The sequence below is a fragment of the Paenibacillus uliginis N3/975 genome, from assembly GCF_900177425.1.
Taxonomy (GTDB): Bacteria; Bacillota; Bacilli; order Paenibacillales; family Paenibacillaceae; genus Paenibacillus_AQ; species Paenibacillus_AQ uliginis.
Genome location: NZ_LT840184.1, coordinates 2488295 through 2506856, shown reverse-complemented (window position 1 = coordinate 2506856; position 18562 = coordinate 2488295). Strand labels below are relative to the sequence as shown.

Genomic DNA, 18562 nt, shown 5'->3' with positions numbered 1-18562 from the left:
ATTTATTTGAGCAAGCTCAGAATTTTCCGCATCTTCTCATTGCCTCCAGCTATCGGGCGCCAGTCAAAGTGAACGGCATTTCCGCCATGGCTGGTTACTGCATTTACAAATTTTTTGAGCCCCACATTCACAACTTCCGGCTTTCCGCTCAGCAGTTTAATAATGGATTCAGAAACGTCGATGTTTCCTTGTTCGGTCTGCACTGCAGGAGTGAATGATTTATCCTTATCCTGAAGCTCTATTCCCATCATCGCCAGAGCGCTCCGCACAGCCTGATTGTTACTGTCTTTAACAATAACGCCTGCTCGTTCAAGTTTAGCCTTTTGCTCTTGATAATTTTGTGGGTCTTGTTCGGTTCCACACACCGTTGCTACGAAATACAAGCTTTTGCCTTGTGCTGCAGCTTCACTCTGTGTTTTCTCAATGACAGGCAACAGTGCCCCAGCCATATCTTCATGTGAACCGTACCCTAGAACGACATCCAGCATAATAATCGCTGTGGATTTATCCCGGGCTGCCTGCTCGATATAGTGGATTCTCGTTTCCGGATCAATCATCGGGTGTGGTTTACCTTGTGTATACTTGTCATCTCCCAGATCAATTACTTCATGACCTTTAGCTTTTAACATGTATCCATCTTCATGAATCAACTGTCCCAGTTTCAAACCTTTGGACATAAGAACCGCAGCTTCATAAGCGAGTGTACCACCGGAATATAGACCTTTAATCGTTGTCTGCTCCGGTGTCAGCTTAGTCTGTGGAGCCTTAATGTTCAGTTTATTGTAGTTCGCCCTAACTTCTCTGCCTTTAGACAGGTCCACAGCTATCATGGCAGTCTCTTCCAGCGTAGAGGCATAATATACCGTGCCTTCATGTGTTTCTGGCTCTTCACCGACGAAGATAGCGACTACCGGTTTGGATATACGTTGTAAAAGTCGAACTACCTGATTTCGTACTTCGGTGGCAGGCGGTTTGGAAATAACGACAATCACTTCTGTAGCTTTGTGATGCTCTAGCCCTTGAATAGCATCCAACATCGTAATTGCTCCAATCGATTCAGACAGATCGCGTCCGCCTGTTCCGATAGCCTGGCTCACGCCGCAACCCAGCTGGTTAATGAGGGTGGTAACTTCTTGAATACCTGTCCCTGAAGCACCGATAACGCCAATGTTGCCTTGTTGTACTACGTTGGCAAAGGCTATCGGAACACCGGATACGATTCCTGTTCCGCAGTCTGGACCCATGACCAGCAAGCCTTTGTCATGCGCTTTTTGTTTTAGACGCAGTTCGTCTTGGGCGTCAACGTTATCGCTAAAGATAAAGGCGTGCAACCCACGGTCAAGTGCTTGTTCCGCTTCTTCCGCTGCATATTGGCCAGGGACAGAAATAAGAGCAAGATTAGCATTAGGGAGCGCTTGCAGCGCTTTATCCCAAGTCCGTACGGATTGGAATTCCTGCTTGTTGCTACTTACCGCCTGATTTTTCAGTTCCGTTTCAATGGTAGCTAACACTTCGGAAACGTATTCTTTACTATTGGTCTTGATTACGATACACATATCGTTAGGGCCCGCTTTGTCGAGTTCATCCGTATACATGCCGGTATTATGGAAGATATCTTTATTCGCTGGCGTCCCCATCATAATGGAGGCCTGCTCTACTCCGTCCATCGTGGAAATTTTGTTAGTTAAGAGCATGAGATTAACTGAATCTTGATAGGAATTTTCTTTAATGATGGAATATATCATAAGTACAAGCTCCTCTTCGGTCAGAATAGACAATTGGTGAAGTTACTTGGCAAATGGATCTTTGTTGTCATACTGATTTCTATGAACGACGTCTGATACCAGGTATTCATAAATATCATCTACAATTTCAATACCGTTTTTCTCGTATTGTTCTTGAATCAGATCATTATTTTGTCCGGGGAACAGCACTTGCTCAAAGCTAGGCGCCGGTTTAATGTGGTTCAAATCGTCCATGGTGTTCGAAATATGTTGTTTAAACATGTCCGGGTCCGTAAAAAATGCTGGATTAATTACAAGATGAAGCTGACCAAGATTTCGGTATTCGGTTAGATCATGGTACATCGATGAAACCTTATTACCAAATGGCAGGCCAAGCAAAATACCTGAGAGCACATCCACCATCATCATCAGACCATATCCCTTTGGACCGGCAATTGGGAGTAGGGCGTTCACTTTAAAAGGATCTGTCGTCGAATGGCCTTCTTTATCGACTGCCCATGAATCCGGGATTGACTCGTGTCTTGATCTGGCATGAAGGATTTTGCCCCAAGCTTGTATCGTCGTCGCCATGTCCAGTGTCATGATCCGCCCGTCATGGGCAGGAACGGCAAACGCAATCGGGTTCGTCCCGTAATAAGGTTCTGAACCGCCAAAGGGAACCACCATCGGATCTGATTGACACATCGAAATACCGATCATTCCTGATTTGGCTGCTTGCCGTACAAAATAAGAGAGGGCTCCGCTGTGTCCGATTCTTCTGACGCCAACAGCTGCTATCCCGTGTTCCTTGGCCATCTCGATGGCCTCATCCATAGCTAGTTTGGCAGCGACATGACCTACTCCATTATCTCCATCAAATGTCGCTGTGCTGGGGCCCGTTTTGTTGAATTTAAACTCGGGATTTGTATTTAATCCGCCTTTGGCGATTCGTTCCGCATAGTATTCCACTCGCATAGCGCCGTGAGAATGAATGCCTCTTATGTCGGCATGGACCAAAACGTCTGCTACGCCGGCGGCATGCTCTTCAGTTAAACCCGCCTTGTGCAGCTTGGTTGTGATTAGCTCTTGTAACTGTTGTCTGAATATTTTCAATTTAAACACCTCTGTTTAATTCGATTTGCTATATAACAAGAGCTTAGAGATCCGCATCCCGATTGCAGTCTTTAGAGTAAACATAAGCAAGTTTCTCACGACCAACTGCATAGCAAGCTTGTTGCACATACGGACCCATGAAGATATAGTCGCCTTGTTTTACCGGAATCCACTTGTTATCCAGATTGTATAGTCCTTCACCAGACAGCAGGTAGGCTCCATGTTCCTGTACATGCGTTTCAATGAATGGATGGCATGCGCCCGGATCAAAGGTTAATATGTGAAAATTCATATCGAAAGCAAGATCTTTAGGAAGTAAATCCTGAATTCGCATATTTGTCATTCCGTCATAATCTTCCTCTGGAATGTTGCCTGAGTGACCAGAGACGACCCATGGTTTCAAGTCCTTTAACGGTTTATGCTTTTGTTTGTACAAGAACAGTTTGCTGTCACCGTCCATCATGTTGTTCAGATACATCTTCGTTCCTGGCGGACAGTACAGGTAGCCGCCGCTTGTCAGCCTATACGTCTTGTCACCAGCAGATGCCTCGACTTCACCTTCCAGCACATAAACGAAAGTTTCGATCTGTTCTTGTCCACCAAAACCATCCGTATTTGCGCCGCCTTTGTGCATTGTAACTATATAATCGACAAAGCTTGCTCCAAGCTTTGGAGTTGCCAGAATAGATATAGTGCAGTTGTCAAAGCCCGGAACTACGTTATTAACCAGACCTTCCGGAGTGATTAAGGCATATTTGCCATGTTTAATGATAGAACGGCTGGACAGCAGATCAGTTGCATAACCCATTGTGTGTCTCTCCCTTTTCTCTAAAGTTTGTGTGTGAAATAAATGCTGTTGTTCTTTTACAATGCAGGGCGCTTCCTTATATTTGCGAAGAACAGGAATACAGTACCTAGAATAATGATGCCGATAGCAAGGTAAAAGCCCAAGACCTTGCTGCCTGTAGAGTCTGAAATCAAGCCAGTTACGAACGGAGCGATGACCGAGGACATCATTCCGAAGAAGTTAAATACGCCGAATGTTGTACTATACCCTTGCTTAGGCGCAATGTCTGCTACGTAGGAGATCATGATCGGGTCAACAGCAAGTTTACCGAAGAAACCGTACATAATCAGGAACAAAATCAGCAGTTCGTTACTTTGAATAGCCACTGTCAGATACAAGGTAACTGCGGCAATAACTTGCAGAATAATAACAACCATAATCTTCTTGTCCTTGAACTTGTCGGATAGCCGGCTGAACAATAGCGCACCTGGCACAGATGCAAAGGCAACCAGAGCTGAGGCAAAACCGATAGCAGCACCTTGGAATCCTCGCTCCATTTGCAGGTAACTTGGCAGCCAAGTCACAATCATGTAATACCCGTAACATATTGCAAAGTAAATAACGTAAGCCGAAATCATTCGGATATCGCCAAAGAGCGTCTTCATCGTTGCTTTATCATTTGCATCTTTTTCCATGTTAGTTGCAACGTTATTCGCTGCTGGTTTTTCCTTAATGACTTTGGCAAAGGCGATCACCATAATAATAATCAGGCCAGTTGTGACAAATAGCAGCGGTCTCCAGTCCCAACCGAGCCCTTTCACCAAGTAAGAGGAACCGATATACCCGATGGCCATTCCGAGCGCTGAACCGCTGTTGATAATGGCGGTAGAGAAGCCCCGCTTCTCGGCTGGGATTGTGGACGATGAGATCGAATAAGCAGGTCCGTAGTACGTTCCTTGTCCAAGCCCTGCCAGGAAGCTTCCTACCAGTAGGAAAATCAGGGACGGTGCGATTCCGACGGTAAAAACTCCGAAAGCAAAGATAAGGAAACCCGGAATCAGCATTATTTTTCTTCCGAATTTATCAGCCATAAAGCCGGATGGAATCTGCATTGAAGTGTATGCTAGAAAAAATAAACTGGAGATCAGACCCATGCTGGCATCCGATTCAACGCCAAGTTGTATTTTGATTTCTGGTAAAATCGGATTCAGTATTGTTCTGTATATCCACATGACAGTCCAACCAAGGCAAAATAAAATGACGACCTTTTTCCAATATTCAAGTCCACCTTGTTTAGCTGTAGTAGGGGTTTGTACCTTCATCTTTTTCTGCTCCTTATGATAAGGTTGTAGGCAAGTTATTTGCCAAGATGCCGTTTATTCTTTGTATGCCAGATTATATAGAGTTCCGATCAGAACCTTCACACCTTCGGCTAAATCATGAGGCTCGGTATATTCAGCCGGATTGTGGCTAATTCCTTGTCTGCTTGGTACAAAGATCATGGCCGATGGAACAAAAGGAGCCAGAATCTGGGCATCATGCCCTGCCCCACTATGCATCAACTTATAATTCAAGCCTTGTTCCAGGCACTCGCGTTCAATGACTTCTACAACATGTTTATCCATAGGAACCGGATCTGCATCCATCCACATATCGATTTTCAGTTCTACTTTCCGTTCTTCTGCAATGTTCTTCAAGGAAGTTGTAATTTCTTCAGTAAATTGAACAAGTGCGTCTTTCTCGGTATGACGGATGTCCATAGTGAATAAGGCATATCCCGGAACTACGTTAACTACATTTGGCTTTACTTCGATTTTGCCGATCGTTGCCACTAGCGGATCTCCGTGTTTGTCCGCTCTGTTTATGACGTCATTAATCATAGCGCTTGCAGCTTGAACAGCATCTTTACGGTAACTCATCGGAGTCGTACCTGCATGGTTAGCTTCACCTATCACTTCCACGGTAAATCTGCGCTGGCCTACAATGCTGTGGACTACACCAACGGGTTTTTGCTCTGTTTCCAGCACACTACCTTGCTCGATATGGATTTCTACAAACGCTTTCAAGTCATTACGAAGTTCTCTAGATTCCTTACGGAAATTAAAGTTGCACTCTCTCATCGCATCCACGAAAGCTACGCCGTCAAAGTCTACAATGCTCTCTACTTCTTTACGTTCTGCTGTACCTACGATGTTTTTGGACCCCCAGAATGTATAAGGGAAACGGCTTCCTTCTTCTTCAGCCATCGATACAACCTGAAGATTGCGTAGCGGTTGCCCATAGGTCTCTTTCAAGTATTTAACCGCAAGCAGACCTGCGACAATACCGTATTGTCCATCGTATAAACCGCCATTGCTTACTGTATCCACGTGAGAACCGGTCATAATCGTTTCATCTGGATACTTCGTTCCTTGTAGACCTCCAAACAGATTGCCCACCTCATCAAAGTGAACATTGAAACTTTCTTTGTTCATCCAATCTTCTAAAGCTTTCTGAGCGTTGAGCCATTCTTTAGAATAGAGTAGTCTGGTAATACCTCCTTCAGGATCATTTCCAAAATACCCGAGCCATTCTAACATCTGCATGATATCTTTACTTAGTTCTCCCATACTTACCGTTCCTTTCTACGATGATAAAGGTACTTCAAAAGTGCTGATTAACTTGTTGCATCTTAATTGTAAACGCTTACTGATATGTCTTCATTAACAAAGGTGGATAAAAGAATAACAGCTTCTTTATCCACCTTGGCTAAAAACAGGGTTTATTTAGTTTAAATTTTTAATGTTCTTCTTCGTTATTTATTAAATTTAGAATTTTTAGACCAACCCGGGTTTCCAGCATCTCTTCTGAATTATCGAAATCCATGTCGCTAATTTCTTTGATCCGTTCCAGTCGGTACATTACCGTTTTGTAATGGACAAACAAATCCTGAGCTGCTTTCGCAGCATTTTGGTTATGCTGCAAAAAGACCTCAAGCGTATGCAGCAGATCTTTTTTGATGGCGCTTTTGCTTTGAACGAGCCTGTTTAAAGAAGCGGGAATAAACGAGGTCAGTACGGCAGGATCTGGATACTGACAGAGCAGGCGGAATAAACCAAGCTCGGCGAAGGCGGTAATCGATTCGCTGCCATAGAGTGTACCGCCGAGGTTCAGGGCTTCTTGCGCCTCTTGATGGCTTCTCGCAATATCCATGACAGTGGCCGCCACATTACCGATGCCAACCTGCACTACAATATCTTTGGTTTTCGCGCGGATGTTGTCTTGAATCCCGTGGACTTTATCTTTAACTGCAGGCAACCAGTTTTTCTCTTTCCCTTCCTGCGAATCAACAGGTAATAGCAGAATGATGGTATCGCTCCGGCTACGCATAATTGCGTCTGAAAAATGAACGTCAATAGCTTCATGTAAGTAAATAAACGTTTTACTCTGCAGTCTGCGCAAGTTTTTAGGTTTATTCATTTCTTGTTGGTTGAACGAGGTGAACTCTTCTTTCACATGAAACAAAAGCACAGCATATGAACGATCTAAATCCCAGCCGATCAGATTAGCTCGTTGATACACCGACTCCAACACCTGACCTTTTCCAGCTAGCAGGTCATCAATAATGTCATTTTTATATTCCCGCTCGACCTCCGCTACAGCAAACTGTTTGACCAGTTCTAGGGACAGAGCAGTAGCCGCATTCTCTATTGCAATGAAATCTAATTCTTCTAATTCTTTATGAATTTCAGTGATGACGAGATGCACCTTAATACGGTTTACTGTCCGAATAGGCACGACTACCTGGTAGACTGATTTCTTCTCCGGTTCCGTAACTTGCGTGGTTATCCAATAATAAGGAAATTTGGTTTCGAATATTTTCTCACGTTCTATAATGTGCTCCTGTTGTAGTATGGGAAGCGTGTACAAGGAAGTGGGTGTCATACAGACAAAATTCCGATCATAGATGGCAACAGGGTTTCCGATTAATTGTTCCAATGTAGTGATAATCGGTTCCATACCGGTATCTGTTAAGGAGAGTGTAGTGAAGCGATCATGCACCTCTTTAAAATATTTGAGCTTCATTACCTGATTATTAAACAGTTCCTCCATAACCGGATAGAGCACATCTACATAAGGGATGTCCTGTGGAATTTGGATAATAGGCAGCCCCGTCTGTTCGCCTATTTCTATGATAACCTCGGGAATTTTCTTGACAAAACGATGGTTTTTGATCATTATGGCACTGACGCTTTTGTCAGCCAAGCGGAACATAAATTCGCGTTGTTCTGCTTCTGTATAATTGAGGATCGGATATAGACTGGTCAGCAACATCTCTCCGCCTTTTAGCCAATCTGCGATATCGGGTGCTTCCATAATTGTGATACCTTTTATTATATTAGAGAGCCCTTGGCTGCCCCCTAGCACTTTTGCATTTTGCAGTCGAGCCATCTTCAATACATGTTCTACTCTGAATTCCATATTTTTAACTCCTTATGAATGCAAATCTGATGTCTTTTCATTGTTATTGTATCGGAGCAAGAGCAAGGGGGGAGCATAGCACTTCTTTGTATGCGTTTTCACTTAATGCCCGATGGGTCACTTTTAAAATTGATGTACAAACTACACTATTTTTAAGCGAAAACGGGCGAAATTGTTTTGAATTTGATGCATATGGATCATCTCCTTTATATGTATGTATAAAGGATAAACAATCTAGAAAATGAAGTCAAAATTAGGGGGAATAACGATGAGAACGATTTGTTATAAAACAGTTGAAGGTGTTGAGTTGCTAGGAGACTTTTACAGCGCTTGTCAGACTAGTTCCTCTGTTATCGTCTATATTCATGGAGGCGGATTGATATGGGGTTCAAGAAAAGATATTTTGCAAGAACAGGTGAAGCAGTATAATCAGGCTGGTCTGCACGTTCTGTCCATTGATTATCGACTAGCCCCTGAAACGCGGCTTCCAGCTATTATTGAAGATATTCAGGATGCTCTTCGTTGGCTACGCGAGCAAGCATTCACCGAACTTGGCTTTCAGCCATCCGCTATAGCCGTCGTAGGCAGTTCGGCAGGTGGATACCTTTCTCTTCTTGTCGGATCCAGAGAGCCTGCTTTGAAAGCGGTCGTGTCTTTTTATGGTTATGGAGATATTCAAGCCAGCTGGTATTCGAGCCCAAGCTCGTTCTATCTGCAAAAACCTACTGTGTCAAAGGAACTGGCCGATCAGTTGATCACGAAGCGGACAATTGCTGAAAGTTCCATTCAGCAAAGATTTGGTCTCTATTTATACTATCGTCAACAAGGAATCTGGACTCAGGAGGTTACAGGGTTAGAACTTCTTAAGGATAAGGAGCAGCTGGACTTGCTTTGTCCGGTACAAGTTGTGAGTGACTCTTTCCCACCTACTATGCTGCTGCATGGGGAGGATGATCAGGATGTGCCTTGTGAACAATCTATCGGTATGGCGCAGCGGTTGCAAAGTGCGGGAGTTGAGCATACGCTTCTTACCCTTCCAGGCGAGGATCACTTGTTTGACATACAGCTGAACAAAGAAAATGTTCGGCAGGCATTTGCACAGGTTCTGGTGTTTTTGCAGCGTCATTTAGTTTAATATAGCAGCTTTTAATTGTAGCGGACTCACATTTCGGAAATAGGATCGTGTGCCCTCCGTTTGTTCAATTACGTATTGAATAATTCACTACTGGTTATTCACAATTAAATCAAATGATGTTCGTGGACGCAGGACTGAGAAATAGTAATCTTCAGCCGGGTCCCATCGACGGTGCCACGCTACGTCTTCATTCCCCTCCCTGAGATTATGCCTATGGCGGCGGACATTGGGTAACACATCCACTAGAATCGTAAAATGAACAACATCGGTTAGTTCAAGGAGCGAGCTATAAATTCCATCAAGAATAATGACCTCTGAAGGCTCTTTAACGACCAAGTTCGACGCTAAACCGTTACTAGACGAAAAGGAAAACGGGCAATAACGAGCGTTCTCACCTGCTAGCAGTGGTAACAATGCCTCAGTACGCATACGCTGCCAGTCGATACAAAGACGACATTTTTCCTCTGTTGTGTAGGTATCCCATTCATCATCAGTGATCGTTGACGCGAAGAAGTCATCACACTGAATAACTGTTGATCCCAAATGCGAAGCCACCTCAGCAGCCAATGTAGATTTGCCTGCACCACTCCCTCCATCTAACGACACCACCAAAGGATTGGTTCGACTTATCATATGATGGTTAATTGCAGATACAATGGACTGAACGGCCTCCTGTGATTTATGTGTTAAATGGTTATTTTCCACGACTACTACCTCTCTCAATCAAAGAATGGACTAACTCCTTCTATATAGTATACCGAATATCTCAATTCTGTGGCTAACCCTCCTTTACTCTTTTTCCCTGCTTTCTTATTTGTCATCACAATTCTCCTAACTACAAAGGATATACCTTGTTATCTGCTCTATGTATGGTTTACACAATTTAAAAGAAGGGAAGACTATGAATAAAACACTGCCAAGGGCTCTACTGAGAGCCCCTGCTTATGGTCGAAAGGAGAACTATGATTAACGACAATACTCCAAGTATGAATATAACCGCACAAAAGAAGTATTCTAGCCGCAACTTGTGGGCTGGACTTTTATTCGGCTTTGGTACGGTAGCCTTCATTGATGAGGTCGTGTTTCACCAACTGCTCCATTGGCACCATTTCTATGACAAATCCACAACCGATATAGGATTGGTATCGGACGGACTTTTTCACGCGTTCAGTTGGTTTGCGACCATAGGCTCTTCGTTTATGCTTGCTGACCTCAATCGTCGAAACGCTTTCTGGCCGGCGAGGTGGCTAGGAGGCATTTTATTAGGAGCGGGTTCCTTTCAGCTGTATGACGGTATTGTTCAGCATAAGTTCATGCGGTTACACCAAATTCGCTATAACGTGGATATTTTGCCGTACGACTGGATTTGGAATTTGATTGCTTTAGCGCTGTTAATTGCCGGTGTTCTCTTAACGATGCGTACGAATCCAAAGTATAGATCACCGGAAGGATTGACTCAAAATGATTAATCATCATATTAATCATGGGGGAAGCGGGTCTAACAATCTCCTGTTGATTATAATTGTATTATTCGTAGTGTATCTTTACATATATGCTGCAAGGCATTCGAATCTGCGATATCGGCAATGGCCCGTCTACCGCTATGGATTCTTTATTTTAGGTGTCCTTTGCGTTACTTTTGCGATCACAGGTCCTCTTGCTGAATGGGCACATTATGATTTCAGAGCACATATGACAGGTCATTTGTTATTAGGAATGTTAGGTCCGCTTCTTATTGCCCTATCATTGCCTATGACTCTAGCTCTTCGATCACTGAATGTGCTTTGGGCAAGACGTATTACACGAATTCTAAAGATGAGAACCATTCGTTGGTTCACTCATCCTGTAATTACGACCACGCTGAATATCGGGGGATTGTGGCTGCTCTATACGACTGATCTGTTTACGGCCATGCATTCTGATTTCCTTCTGCACGTTATTGTGCATTTTCACATCTTCTTTGCAGGTTACCTGTTCACGATTTCTATGATTTATACAGAACCGATACCTCATAGACATAGCTTTATGTACCGTGCTGTTGTGATGGTGTTGGCATTTGCAGGTCATGGTATGCTATCAAAATATATCTATGCTCATCCGCCAGATGGGGTTTCTTCAGTACAAGGAAAAATCGGCGGCTTGTTGATGTATTACGGAGGAGATGCAATCGATTTCGTGCTTATCTTCGTGTTCTGTCTTCAATGGTTCCATACTGCACGTCCACGGTCAACACTGCCAATGAATTATAATTAAAAAAACTCACTATTTCTCTGGAAGATTCCTCAGACACAGTGAGTGTTCTTATATTTTTTCAAACGTAACAAATGAGATTGAATCAAACTTTGAATGACTTCCAAAACTCTCCATCGGTATTAATTATGTCTCTAATCTCCACAAAAGGAATGGTAAAGGTCGGGAACCCAGCAGCATACGGAGCAATCTCATAGGGCGAGAAGTACAGATGTATCGCATTTTCGGTAACAAAAAACGGCTGGTCTGGCCGAATGCCGGTATAGCTGCCCGGGAATACATAGGAGTATTGCGGGTCCTCCTTAATCTGTTTACCGACGATGCTGCTAAGTTCTTTCACATAATCGCTGCCAGGTTTAAAAAGGTCTTTCAGCGTATACATGTGACCGTTGACTAAATTAATGATTGCGTACGTTTTCGTTGGCATGCCGTGAGCTGCGCCGAATGGATAATGGTATCCGTTCAGTTCTAACTCAAGCAGGTTCTGCTTGTAAAAGGCGACCTCGAAATCACCGGAATACGAATAATCGAGCTTTCCGGGGATCGGTTTTACTTGCGACATCTCTTTCAGTTTCGAATTGACCATCTGCTGTGCTGCTTTGTCCGTCATCCCTTCAACCTGAGGATAATAGACAAGATAATCAGGGTTCGGTTTGTATTTTTCTTCTTTAACTAGGAAAGGTGACTTCAACGGAATGACTGTATTTTGCTGCCAGATCACGACTCCATCACGATTCACATAAGAAAGTCGCTGATCTATGAATGCTTTGATTAAATCTTTCTGTACCAGTGTAAGGGTCCCACTACCGCTAAAGCGCGGAAAGCCCGGCGCTGGCTTTCCACTGCGATCGATAAAATACGTTTGTTTCGTATCGGACACCGATGCCAGATCATCCTGGAAGTTGGAAACGTCTTGGTATACAAATTCTGACAGCACCGTACCTTTCCAGTCCGCGATAGCGTATTTAGAACCGAGGAACGGCTGCTCAGGGTCAACCGCCCTTCCAAGTGCCAAACGCTCATCACCTAAATCCCGGATGTCGTTGTATTCCGGCTTGACGACGAACATCCCTTGCTTGTTAATAACGCCATAATTTGATTTGTAATCCTCGGCAGTATTGACGACAGCCCGGCCGTCGTAGCCATACTTTCCGGCAGCTTCTCGTTTGAAAGCAAGCAGCCCATCGCCATGAGGCCCTACATATGTATATGGGTATGTAGCGAGTTTGCGACCGTCCCGCCCGATGAGAGCATATTCGTTGTCCTTGATTTTAACGACTGCCCTGCCATTTTCGAAATCGTTTGCTTCCTCGTATTGCGCAGAAATAACCTCGTTCCCCTGCGAATTTAGATAACCGTATCTGCTAGTTCCTCCATTTCCGACGTTTGTGACATTAAAGACCGATCTCCCGTCCTGCATATTAGCGATGAACGGGTAAGCCCGCTTTGTCAGCACCGTTCCCGTTTCGTCTATAAGTTTGAATCCCTGCCCGTCAATGACGATTGCCCGGCGCTCTGAAAAAGGGCTGATCATATTATATACAGGCTGAACGACGTAATTAGTGGATATGTCGATGATGCCGTATTTACCATTTACTCCAACGATTGCGAGGCCGTTCTCCTGAAAATCACGCGCATCATCATAGAGAGACCGGATCTCCATTTTGCCACGGTTATTGATATAACCCCATTTCATCCCTTCTGTTGTTTTCAATGAAGCGGGGAATAACCCTACCACACGAGGCATACCGATTATATCAAGCATTTGCCTGATATTCCGTTCAAGCTCAAGCAGCCTCTCGCGGGAAGGATAGGGATGTTCGAAGCTGAGTGCTTTATCGACGGATGCTAGTGCCTCCTGCGGCATGCCAGCGCGATACTGTGCGTCAGCAAGATAATACCAATAGAATGAATAATCCGAATGCTGCTGCGTCATTTGCTCGTAATAACGGACAACTGTCGGAAAATAATATTGATACACGTCCGGCGCAGGCACAAATCTTCCATTTTTCCACCTTAGCACCTCAACCCGATAGGCATTCCCCGTATCGTGAATCCAGAGCGCGATTTCCGTTATTCCATCTCTCCCGGCAGGGCTCGGCATATCCATCACTCGAATATAGCTGTAGCTCATATCTGGTGGGGCTATGTCGATTAACCCATCCTGTGTGTACGTGTAAACCGATAACTTTGACCAGATCGAACCGATTTGCCAACCGACAATTAAATTGTTCTTGCCTGGTTTCATAATTGGCGCTGCCGTCAACAGCGTGACGCCGTATCCCGGTCCTTTTTCATTTTCCGCCACCTCCCAGATGCCATCCCGGTATTGCAGCACAAGCAAGTAAAGCTCACCGTTTAAGCGATACACTGCCGTAACTTCCGGCACCTGATCTCCGTTTAAGTCCGCTGCATAAACGGCCGTAAGCTCAGCGGGCTTATTGATCATCACCAGCTCCGCACCGCTCGGCAAAAGCCCCCTTACTAGCTGCGTTAGCTGCGGTTCGTTAGTGGACATGTCAGCATCACCCTTTTTACCCGCATTCTTCGCCTAATCGTATGCAAACTTGAGGAAGATATGACTTCTTAATTTCTTGTCGATGTTGTTTATTTGTCTCGAATCAGAATCATAATAGGCCACCCAAGGAAAAAAAATCTCGGGTGGCCTGCTTCGGCTATTTTCTGAGAGAGGCTCAGATTATTATTCAGCTTCAGAAACAACAGTAAAACGTTCTTTAATGTGCTGAGGTTTTTCAATCTCATCCATAATCGCGATTGCATAATCTGCATAGCTTACATAGCTGTCACCTTTTGCATTCACGATCAGGTTATCTTTTCCCTTTTGGTAAGAGCCTGTTCGCTTACCATCAGGGTTAAAGAACGCTGCTGGACTCACAAATGTCCACTGAATTTCACTTTCATTCTGCAAATCTTCTAGATTTTTACCTTGGTTAGTCGCTGTAGCTAAATATTCCTTAGGGAACTGAGGCGTGTCCATCAGTCTGACGGTTTTTGCTTCATCAACATAGAGACTTCCTGCTCCGCCAACGACGATCAATCGAGTTTCTGGAGCTCCTTTAATTGCGTTGATCAGCACTCTTCCTGCTTCAACATGAAGATGCTCTTGACCAGGAACAGCTCCGAACGCATTGATGACAACATCGAATCCTTGAAGATCGCTAGAAGTTAAATCAAAGATATCTTTTTCCAAAATGGCTGTTTGAGTTTCTCCGATTTTAGAAGCATTTCTCACAATCGCAGTGACTTCATGTCCACGACTTACTGCTTCCTTTTGAATAGCTACTCCAGCTTTACCAGTTGCTCCGATAATTCCGATTTTCATAGTTGAACCCTTCCTTTTCCTCGTATTTTGATGGTATGTACCAAATATTTCATAGGCATCACCAATTCTAGATCTAGCGTGACTCATCTCTTAGATGTAACTGTGTTCGTTACATGTAACTATAATAGTTACAATTGTTCGTTATGTCAATACTTTTGTTAGTTAGTTCAAGAAAAAAAGGACTGACTATTGTCGGTCCTTAAATGTTTTCCTATTTTTTTGAACCACATACCTATCTCTGCTGTACATCTACAGCTTCTACATCTAAAAAATTGATTTCACCGTGAACACATTGGGCTAATTAACCATATTATGGGGTATATGATTTCAAAGGTAGGATAAGTTGTATGTATCCTTATTGGGGATTCAGCACTTTCACACATGGAGTACCTTTAAATCCATTACTTTCAAAACGATTCGTCGTAATTTTCACATAGACAATAGCATTAGAAAATTCATAAACATTCTTAGAAATCTAGAAAACCTCTATAAACTACCATCATTTTGCTTTAAAATAACTATAACAATCTATAACTATACGCAAAATCGAAAAGGAGATCGTGCAAGTTATGTTTGAGAATCTAGAATATTCAGAATCTTTATCCGATAAAAATCCTCTAAGCATGCAAGCTAACTGTGAGAACTGCTTCGGCTTGTGTTGTGTCGCACTTCCCTACGCTGCTTCTTCAGATTTCGCGACAGATAAGGATGCTGGGCAGCCTTGCCGAAACCTGCAAGCGGACTTCCGCTGCGGCGTTCACGACAGCCTAAGACAGCTGGGCTTTCGTGGTTGCACGGTTTATGACTGCTTCGGCGCGGGACAACAGGTTTCACAGGTTACCTATCGAGGACAAGACTGGCGGCAAGCTCCAGAGTCCGCGAAGCAAATGTTTGAGGTTTTCCCGATTATGCGTCAGCTTCATGAGCTAATCTGGTATCTGTCAGAAGCACTAACGTTGGAATCGGCCAGTCAGATCCATGCTGATCTTAGATTAGCGCTTAACGAGACGACACGCCTGACTTACCTCAGTCCAGACTCTATCATAGAACTGGACGTGGCAGCACACCGGGCAGACGTTAATGTTCTACTCTTACGAACCAGCGAACTTGTAAGAGATGAAGCCCGCCGAAAGCACAAAGGCCCACCAGTACGACAGAAAGCTCAAGGCAGGGGCGTTGATCTCATCGGCGCCAACCTCAAAGGAGCCGATCTGAGATATGCCAACCTGAGAGGAGCATACCTTATTGCCGCTGATCTCAGACGCGCAGATCTGAGATATGCTGATCTAATCGGGGCTGATTTTCGAGACGCTGATCTTAGTGGCGCCAACCTCACTGAAAGTATTTTTCTCACCCAAGCACAGCTCAACTCAGCGAAGGGTAATGCTGACACAAAACTGCCTCCATCACTCTCTCACCCGATACATTGGCTCTCACCAGGCAAGCAACGTTGAATCCAAAAAAATTTAAAGACAAGCTAAAAGGTGATTTCGAAGAAGTTCGGAATCACCTTTTTTATAATACGATTACCGTTGAAGGGCATATCCGGTCGCCAACTTGGATTATATTAAGAGTCCTTTATGCCTACCAATGCAGAACCCGCAACACTTACTCCTCCATACACCCACTTCATAATTTGAAAAGACCCATAGCCTAGTAAACCTCCGGATACGTTTAGGATGAGATCATCCACATCAAAGATTCCCATTGAAAATAGTACCTGTGAGCATTCCAAGCCTAAGCTAAGACCCAAGGAACTCATCAATACACTTAAAAATTTGTTTTTGGTCAATAAACTGATGAATATTCCGTTAGGTACAAATATCACGATATTTCCGATGAAATTAACCAGGTTATGGCCGCTTGAAAGTCTGTGCAGGTATTGTTTGATCGATTTGAAAGCAGTAAAATTACCTGATTGCAATCGATTCATCATATATTCTGGATTCTCAATAGCTCTTTGAAGCTGGTGCCATAGAAACGGGATATCTACTGAACCAAATTTAAACAAGATGACTTTAAGTAGCACAAATAAATAAAGGGTAAACAGCGTCAATACGATAAGTTTATTCCATGACTTCATGGCCTTATCCCTCATTTTGCCGAATGGTTACAATAACGCCATCCACATTATTACCTGATAATTCATAGTGCTGCTGAATGGGTACCTGTAGCGTCATATTTTTAGAAGCAGGTACAAATGAAATTTCGTATTTCTCGCCATCTATTGTTGTGATAAAGTTCTTTTGTTCCTTCAGAAAGTCCAGGTACTCCTCTAATGTAAAATTCTTTTCTTTCATGATTTTACTGTGAGGTAAGCCTACATATCGAAAATGCCAAGGCTCGAACTTAATGCCCGTAATCTCCGTTTTATTCTTGGGATACCTAAGAATAAAACCATATTCCGAAGCATTCTTTTGTAACCACTCCCCCTCGGGAGCTTGGTCGATTGGCTTCAGGGTTGATCCGATATCAAGTGAAAAACCGATGTTATGTTCGCTGTAGCCCGCAGGTAAAGCATAATCGGCACCCTTATCACGATATAACTTTTCCTGCTCGGAAGCATCTCGGTAGCCACTACTTATCATAAAATGATTGACACCTTCCTTGCCGGCATCATGCATCATTTCTCCAAAGTTTAGTGCCACGCTTCTCGATAACCGTATCGTATTGTCCAGCAAAGCATACCCCTGAATCAGTTCTTTATTTTTATACAAGTTAACGATGTCAGTAGGAATGCCATCCGTATGGATTGGGTGCTCCTTATTGACCAACACCAAGTTTCCTTTATGTACCTGTTCCTTGGGGATCATAATTGTATCATTGGTAACTTCGGGAACGGATTCCGAAGCTTGATCTTTCGTGTTCTCCTGAACATTAATGTCATTGTTTTGCTTAGGTAGAACGGATTCGCAACCCATCAGCAATAAAAAAGATAAACATACTAACCACTTCTTCAACTTCAACATCTCCTTAACCTTTGTTCATCTAAGATAGTATAAAATCTTTAAAAATAAGTGTGGAAAAGTTAAAGATTTTCTAAAGTTGGCTATAAACCGCATGATCCAGTGTTCTCTGAGGAACATATTTCATTCTGCACTTCAAGCGAATTTCTCATCATTTTTTGCGCAATGTTCATTTTACAGCGGTGGACATCATCCGTAAAGTTTACATCCCCTCATTTTTATAAAAAAAACGCTTGGCATATCCCAAGCGCCAAAATCGATCATCTCTGATTTTCCGAACATATATCGTTAAGCTTTAAAGAAAGCCATTAATGGCATAATCGCTTTAACCATATTCATACCTACTTGAATATGAGGCATCATTTGACCGAAAAACTCAAATATGCCTGGCCCTTTATTTCCAGTTTCCGTCCCTGCAATTCCAGGTGCACTATTGAAGCCACCAAAAAGGGCACTTAAGAAGCCTGAAATTTGAGCTTTATCTCTACTCTCGATAACGGAAGCTGGAAGTTTCTTTTCAGGTCGCAAGCCGGACAGTGTTAATTTATCTTTTTCTATACTGTTCATTGTTCCGATATAATAACTTCCATCTTTCAAGACAACCATGACAGGTTTTCCTAACCATTGCGTTGTTGATTTATGGTTTGTTTTCTTTTTTGAAGGCATTTTATTCACCTCACTTTTCATTTTCTTGAATATCATTTTATTCAGCTAATGTTCGTATTCTTGTGTCTTTTAAACTTACGATGTAAATAGGGCTAAAAAAAGATGACTCCGGATAAA

At 43.3% G+C, this 18562-nt stretch carries 16 protein-coding genes; 4 read left to right on the top strand and 12 right to left on the bottom strand.

The features are described 5' to 3' along the window. Positions 1–2: 2 nt before the first annotated feature. The 6 genes from fdrA to B9N86_RS11885 all read right to left on the bottom strand — a co-directional run bounded on the left by fdrA (position 3) and on the right by B9N86_RS11885 (position 8085). Complete coding sequence (fdrA, locus tag B9N86_RS11910) at positions 3–1745, bottom strand: acyl-CoA synthetase FdrA (protein ID WP_208919406.1); 1743 nt, start codon at positions 1743–1745, stop codon at positions 3–5. 42 nt (positions 1746–1787) lie between these two features. Beyond that, a complete protein-coding gene (gene allD / locus B9N86_RS11905) occupies positions 1788–2837 on the bottom strand; it encodes an ureidoglycolate dehydrogenase (protein ID WP_208919405.1) in 1050 nt (349 codons plus the stop codon). 43 nt (positions 2838–2880) lie between these two features. Beyond that, on the bottom strand, positions 2881–3645 hold the full coding sequence (gene allE, locus B9N86_RS11900) for a (S)-ureidoglycine aminohydrolase (RefSeq protein WP_208919404.1): 765 nt from the start codon (positions 3643–3645) through the stop codon (positions 2881–2883). Positions 3646–3701: 56 nt separating this feature from the next. Continuing rightward, a complete protein-coding gene (locus B9N86_RS11895) occupies positions 3702–4946 on the bottom strand; it encodes an MFS transporter (RefSeq protein ID WP_208919403.1) in 1245 nt (414 codons plus the stop codon). 54 nt (positions 4947–5000) lie between these two features. Further along, the gene (gene allC, locus B9N86_RS11890) at positions 5001–6233 is read right to left on the bottom strand and encodes an allantoate deiminase (RefSeq protein WP_208919402.1); all 1233 of its coding nucleotides are present in this window, start codon (positions 6231–6233) and stop codon (positions 5001–5003) included. A 169-nt stretch (positions 6234–6402) separates the two neighbouring features. Beyond that, positions 6403–8085 carry a PucR family transcriptional regulator gene (locus B9N86_RS11885; protein ID WP_244563047.1) on the bottom strand — a complete coding sequence of 561 codons (1683 nt, stop codon included), beginning with the start codon at positions 8083–8085 and terminating at the stop codon, positions 6403–6405. 268 nt (positions 8086–8353) lie between these two features. On the opposite strand from B9N86_RS11885, the gene B9N86_RS11880 reads away from it, so the two are divergent. Next, positions 8354–9220, top strand: coding sequence for an alpha/beta hydrolase (locus B9N86_RS11880; RefSeq protein ID WP_208919401.1), 867 nt, complete (start codon positions 8354–8356; stop codon positions 9218–9220). An 87-nt stretch (positions 9221–9307) separates the two neighbouring features. Here the strand turns inward: B9N86_RS11880 and B9N86_RS11875 are convergent, their stop codons facing one another. After that, positions 9308–9925, bottom strand: coding sequence for a uridine kinase family protein (locus tag B9N86_RS11875; RefSeq protein ID WP_208919400.1), 618 nt, complete (start codon positions 9923–9925; stop codon positions 9308–9310). Positions 9926–10182: 257 nt separating this feature from the next. Here B9N86_RS11875 and B9N86_RS11870 point away from each other — a divergent pair, with 257 nt between their 5' ends. Then, a complete protein-coding gene (locus B9N86_RS11870) occupies positions 10183–10689 on the top strand; it encodes a DUF2243 domain-containing protein (RefSeq protein WP_244563046.1) in 507 nt (168 codons plus the stop codon). Then, positions 10682–11473, top strand: coding sequence for a cytochrome c oxidase assembly protein (locus B9N86_RS11865; RefSeq protein WP_208919399.1), 792 nt, complete (start codon positions 10682–10684; stop codon positions 11471–11473). The genes B9N86_RS11870 and B9N86_RS11865 overlap by 8 nt, the downstream gene beginning before the upstream one ends. A gap of 82 nt (positions 11474–11555) precedes the next feature. Here the strand turns inward: B9N86_RS11865 and B9N86_RS11860 are convergent, their stop codons facing one another. Both B9N86_RS11860 and B9N86_RS11855 read right to left on the bottom strand, forming a co-directional pair. Further along, complete coding sequence (locus B9N86_RS11860; protein WP_208919398.1) at positions 11556–13988, bottom strand: WG repeat-containing protein; 2433 nt, start codon at positions 13986–13988, stop codon at positions 11556–11558. Positions 13989–14171: 183 nt separating this feature from the next. Next, positions 14172–14813 carry an NAD(P)-dependent oxidoreductase gene (locus B9N86_RS11855; protein WP_208919397.1) on the bottom strand — a complete coding sequence of 214 codons (642 nt, stop codon included), beginning with the start codon at positions 14811–14813 and terminating at the stop codon, positions 14172–14174. A gap of 569 nt (positions 14814–15382) precedes the next feature. On the opposite strand from B9N86_RS11855, the gene B9N86_RS11850 reads away from it, so the two are divergent. After that, the gene (locus B9N86_RS11850) at positions 15383–16267 is read left to right on the top strand and encodes a pentapeptide repeat-containing protein (protein WP_208919396.1); all 885 of its coding nucleotides are present in this window, start codon (positions 15383–15385) and stop codon (positions 16265–16267) included. A 113-nt stretch (positions 16268–16380) separates the two neighbouring features. Here the strand turns inward: B9N86_RS11850 and B9N86_RS11845 are convergent, their stop codons facing one another. The 3 genes from B9N86_RS11845 to B9N86_RS11835 form a co-directional block, all read right to left on the bottom strand. Further along, positions 16381–16896, bottom strand: a complete 516-nt coding sequence (locus B9N86_RS11845; protein WP_208919395.1) for a VanZ family protein — start codon at positions 16894–16896, stop codon at positions 16381–16383. Between the two features lie 4 nt (positions 16897–16900). After that, positions 16901–17779 (bottom strand): M15 family metallopeptidase, encoded by an 879-nt coding sequence (locus tag B9N86_RS11840; protein WP_208920263.1) that lies wholly within the window; start codon positions 17777–17779, stop codon positions 16901–16903. Between the two features lie 288 nt (positions 17780–18067). Continuing rightward, on the bottom strand, positions 18068–18466 hold the full coding sequence (locus tag B9N86_RS11835) for an LSm family protein (protein WP_244563045.1): 399 nt from the start codon (positions 18464–18466) through the stop codon (positions 18068–18070). Between the last annotated feature and the right edge of the window lie 96 nt (positions 18467–18562).

What these genes read in the sequence shown, in the direction of transcription:
- fdrA (WP_208919406.1), bottom strand. Translation starts at nt 1,745, where the DNA reads ATGATATATTCCATCATTAAAGAAAATTCCTATCAAGATTCAGTTAAT.
- allE (WP_208919404.1), bottom strand. Translation starts at nt 3,645, where the DNA reads ATGGGTTATGCAACTGATCTGCTGTCCAGCCGTTCTATCATTAAACAT.
- B9N86_RS11895 (WP_208919403.1), bottom strand. Translation starts at nt 4,946, where the DNA reads ATGAAGGTACAAACCCCTACTACAGCTAAACAAGGTGGACTTGAATAT.
- allC (WP_208919402.1), bottom strand. Translation starts at nt 6,233, where the DNA reads ATGGGAGAACTAAGTAAAGATATCATGCAGATGTTAGAATGGCTCGGG.
- B9N86_RS11885 (WP_244563047.1), bottom strand. Translation starts at nt 8,085, where the DNA reads ATGGAATTCAGAGTAGAACATGTATTGAAGATGGCTCGACTGCAAAAT.
- B9N86_RS11880 (WP_208919401.1), top strand. Translation starts at nt 8,354, where the DNA reads ATGAGAACGATTTGTTATAAAACAGTTGAAGGTGTTGAGTTGCTAGGA.
- B9N86_RS11870 (WP_244563046.1), top strand. Translation starts at nt 10,183, where the DNA reads ATGATTAACGACAATACTCCAAGTATGAATATAACCGCACAAAAGAAG.
- B9N86_RS11865 (WP_208919399.1), top strand. Translation starts at nt 10,682, where the DNA reads ATGATTAATCATCATATTAATCATGGGGGAAGCGGGTCTAACAATCTC.
- B9N86_RS11860 (WP_208919398.1), bottom strand. Translation starts at nt 13,988, where the DNA reads ATGTCCACTAACGAACCGCAGCTAACGCAGCTAGTAAGGGGGCTTTTG.
- B9N86_RS11855 (WP_208919397.1), bottom strand. Translation starts at nt 14,813, where the DNA reads ATGAAAATCGGAATTATCGGAGCAACTGGTAAAGCTGGAGTAGCTATT.
- B9N86_RS11850 (WP_208919396.1), top strand. Translation starts at nt 15,383, where the DNA reads ATGTTTGAGAATCTAGAATATTCAGAATCTTTATCCGATAAAAATCCT.
- B9N86_RS11845 (WP_208919395.1), bottom strand. Translation starts at nt 16,896, where the DNA reads ATGAAGTCATGGAATAAACTTATCGTATTGACGCTGTTTACCCTTTAT.
- B9N86_RS11835 (WP_244563045.1), bottom strand. Translation starts at nt 18,466, where the DNA reads ATGAAAAGTGAGGTGAATAAAATGCCTTCAAAAAAGAAAACAAACCAT.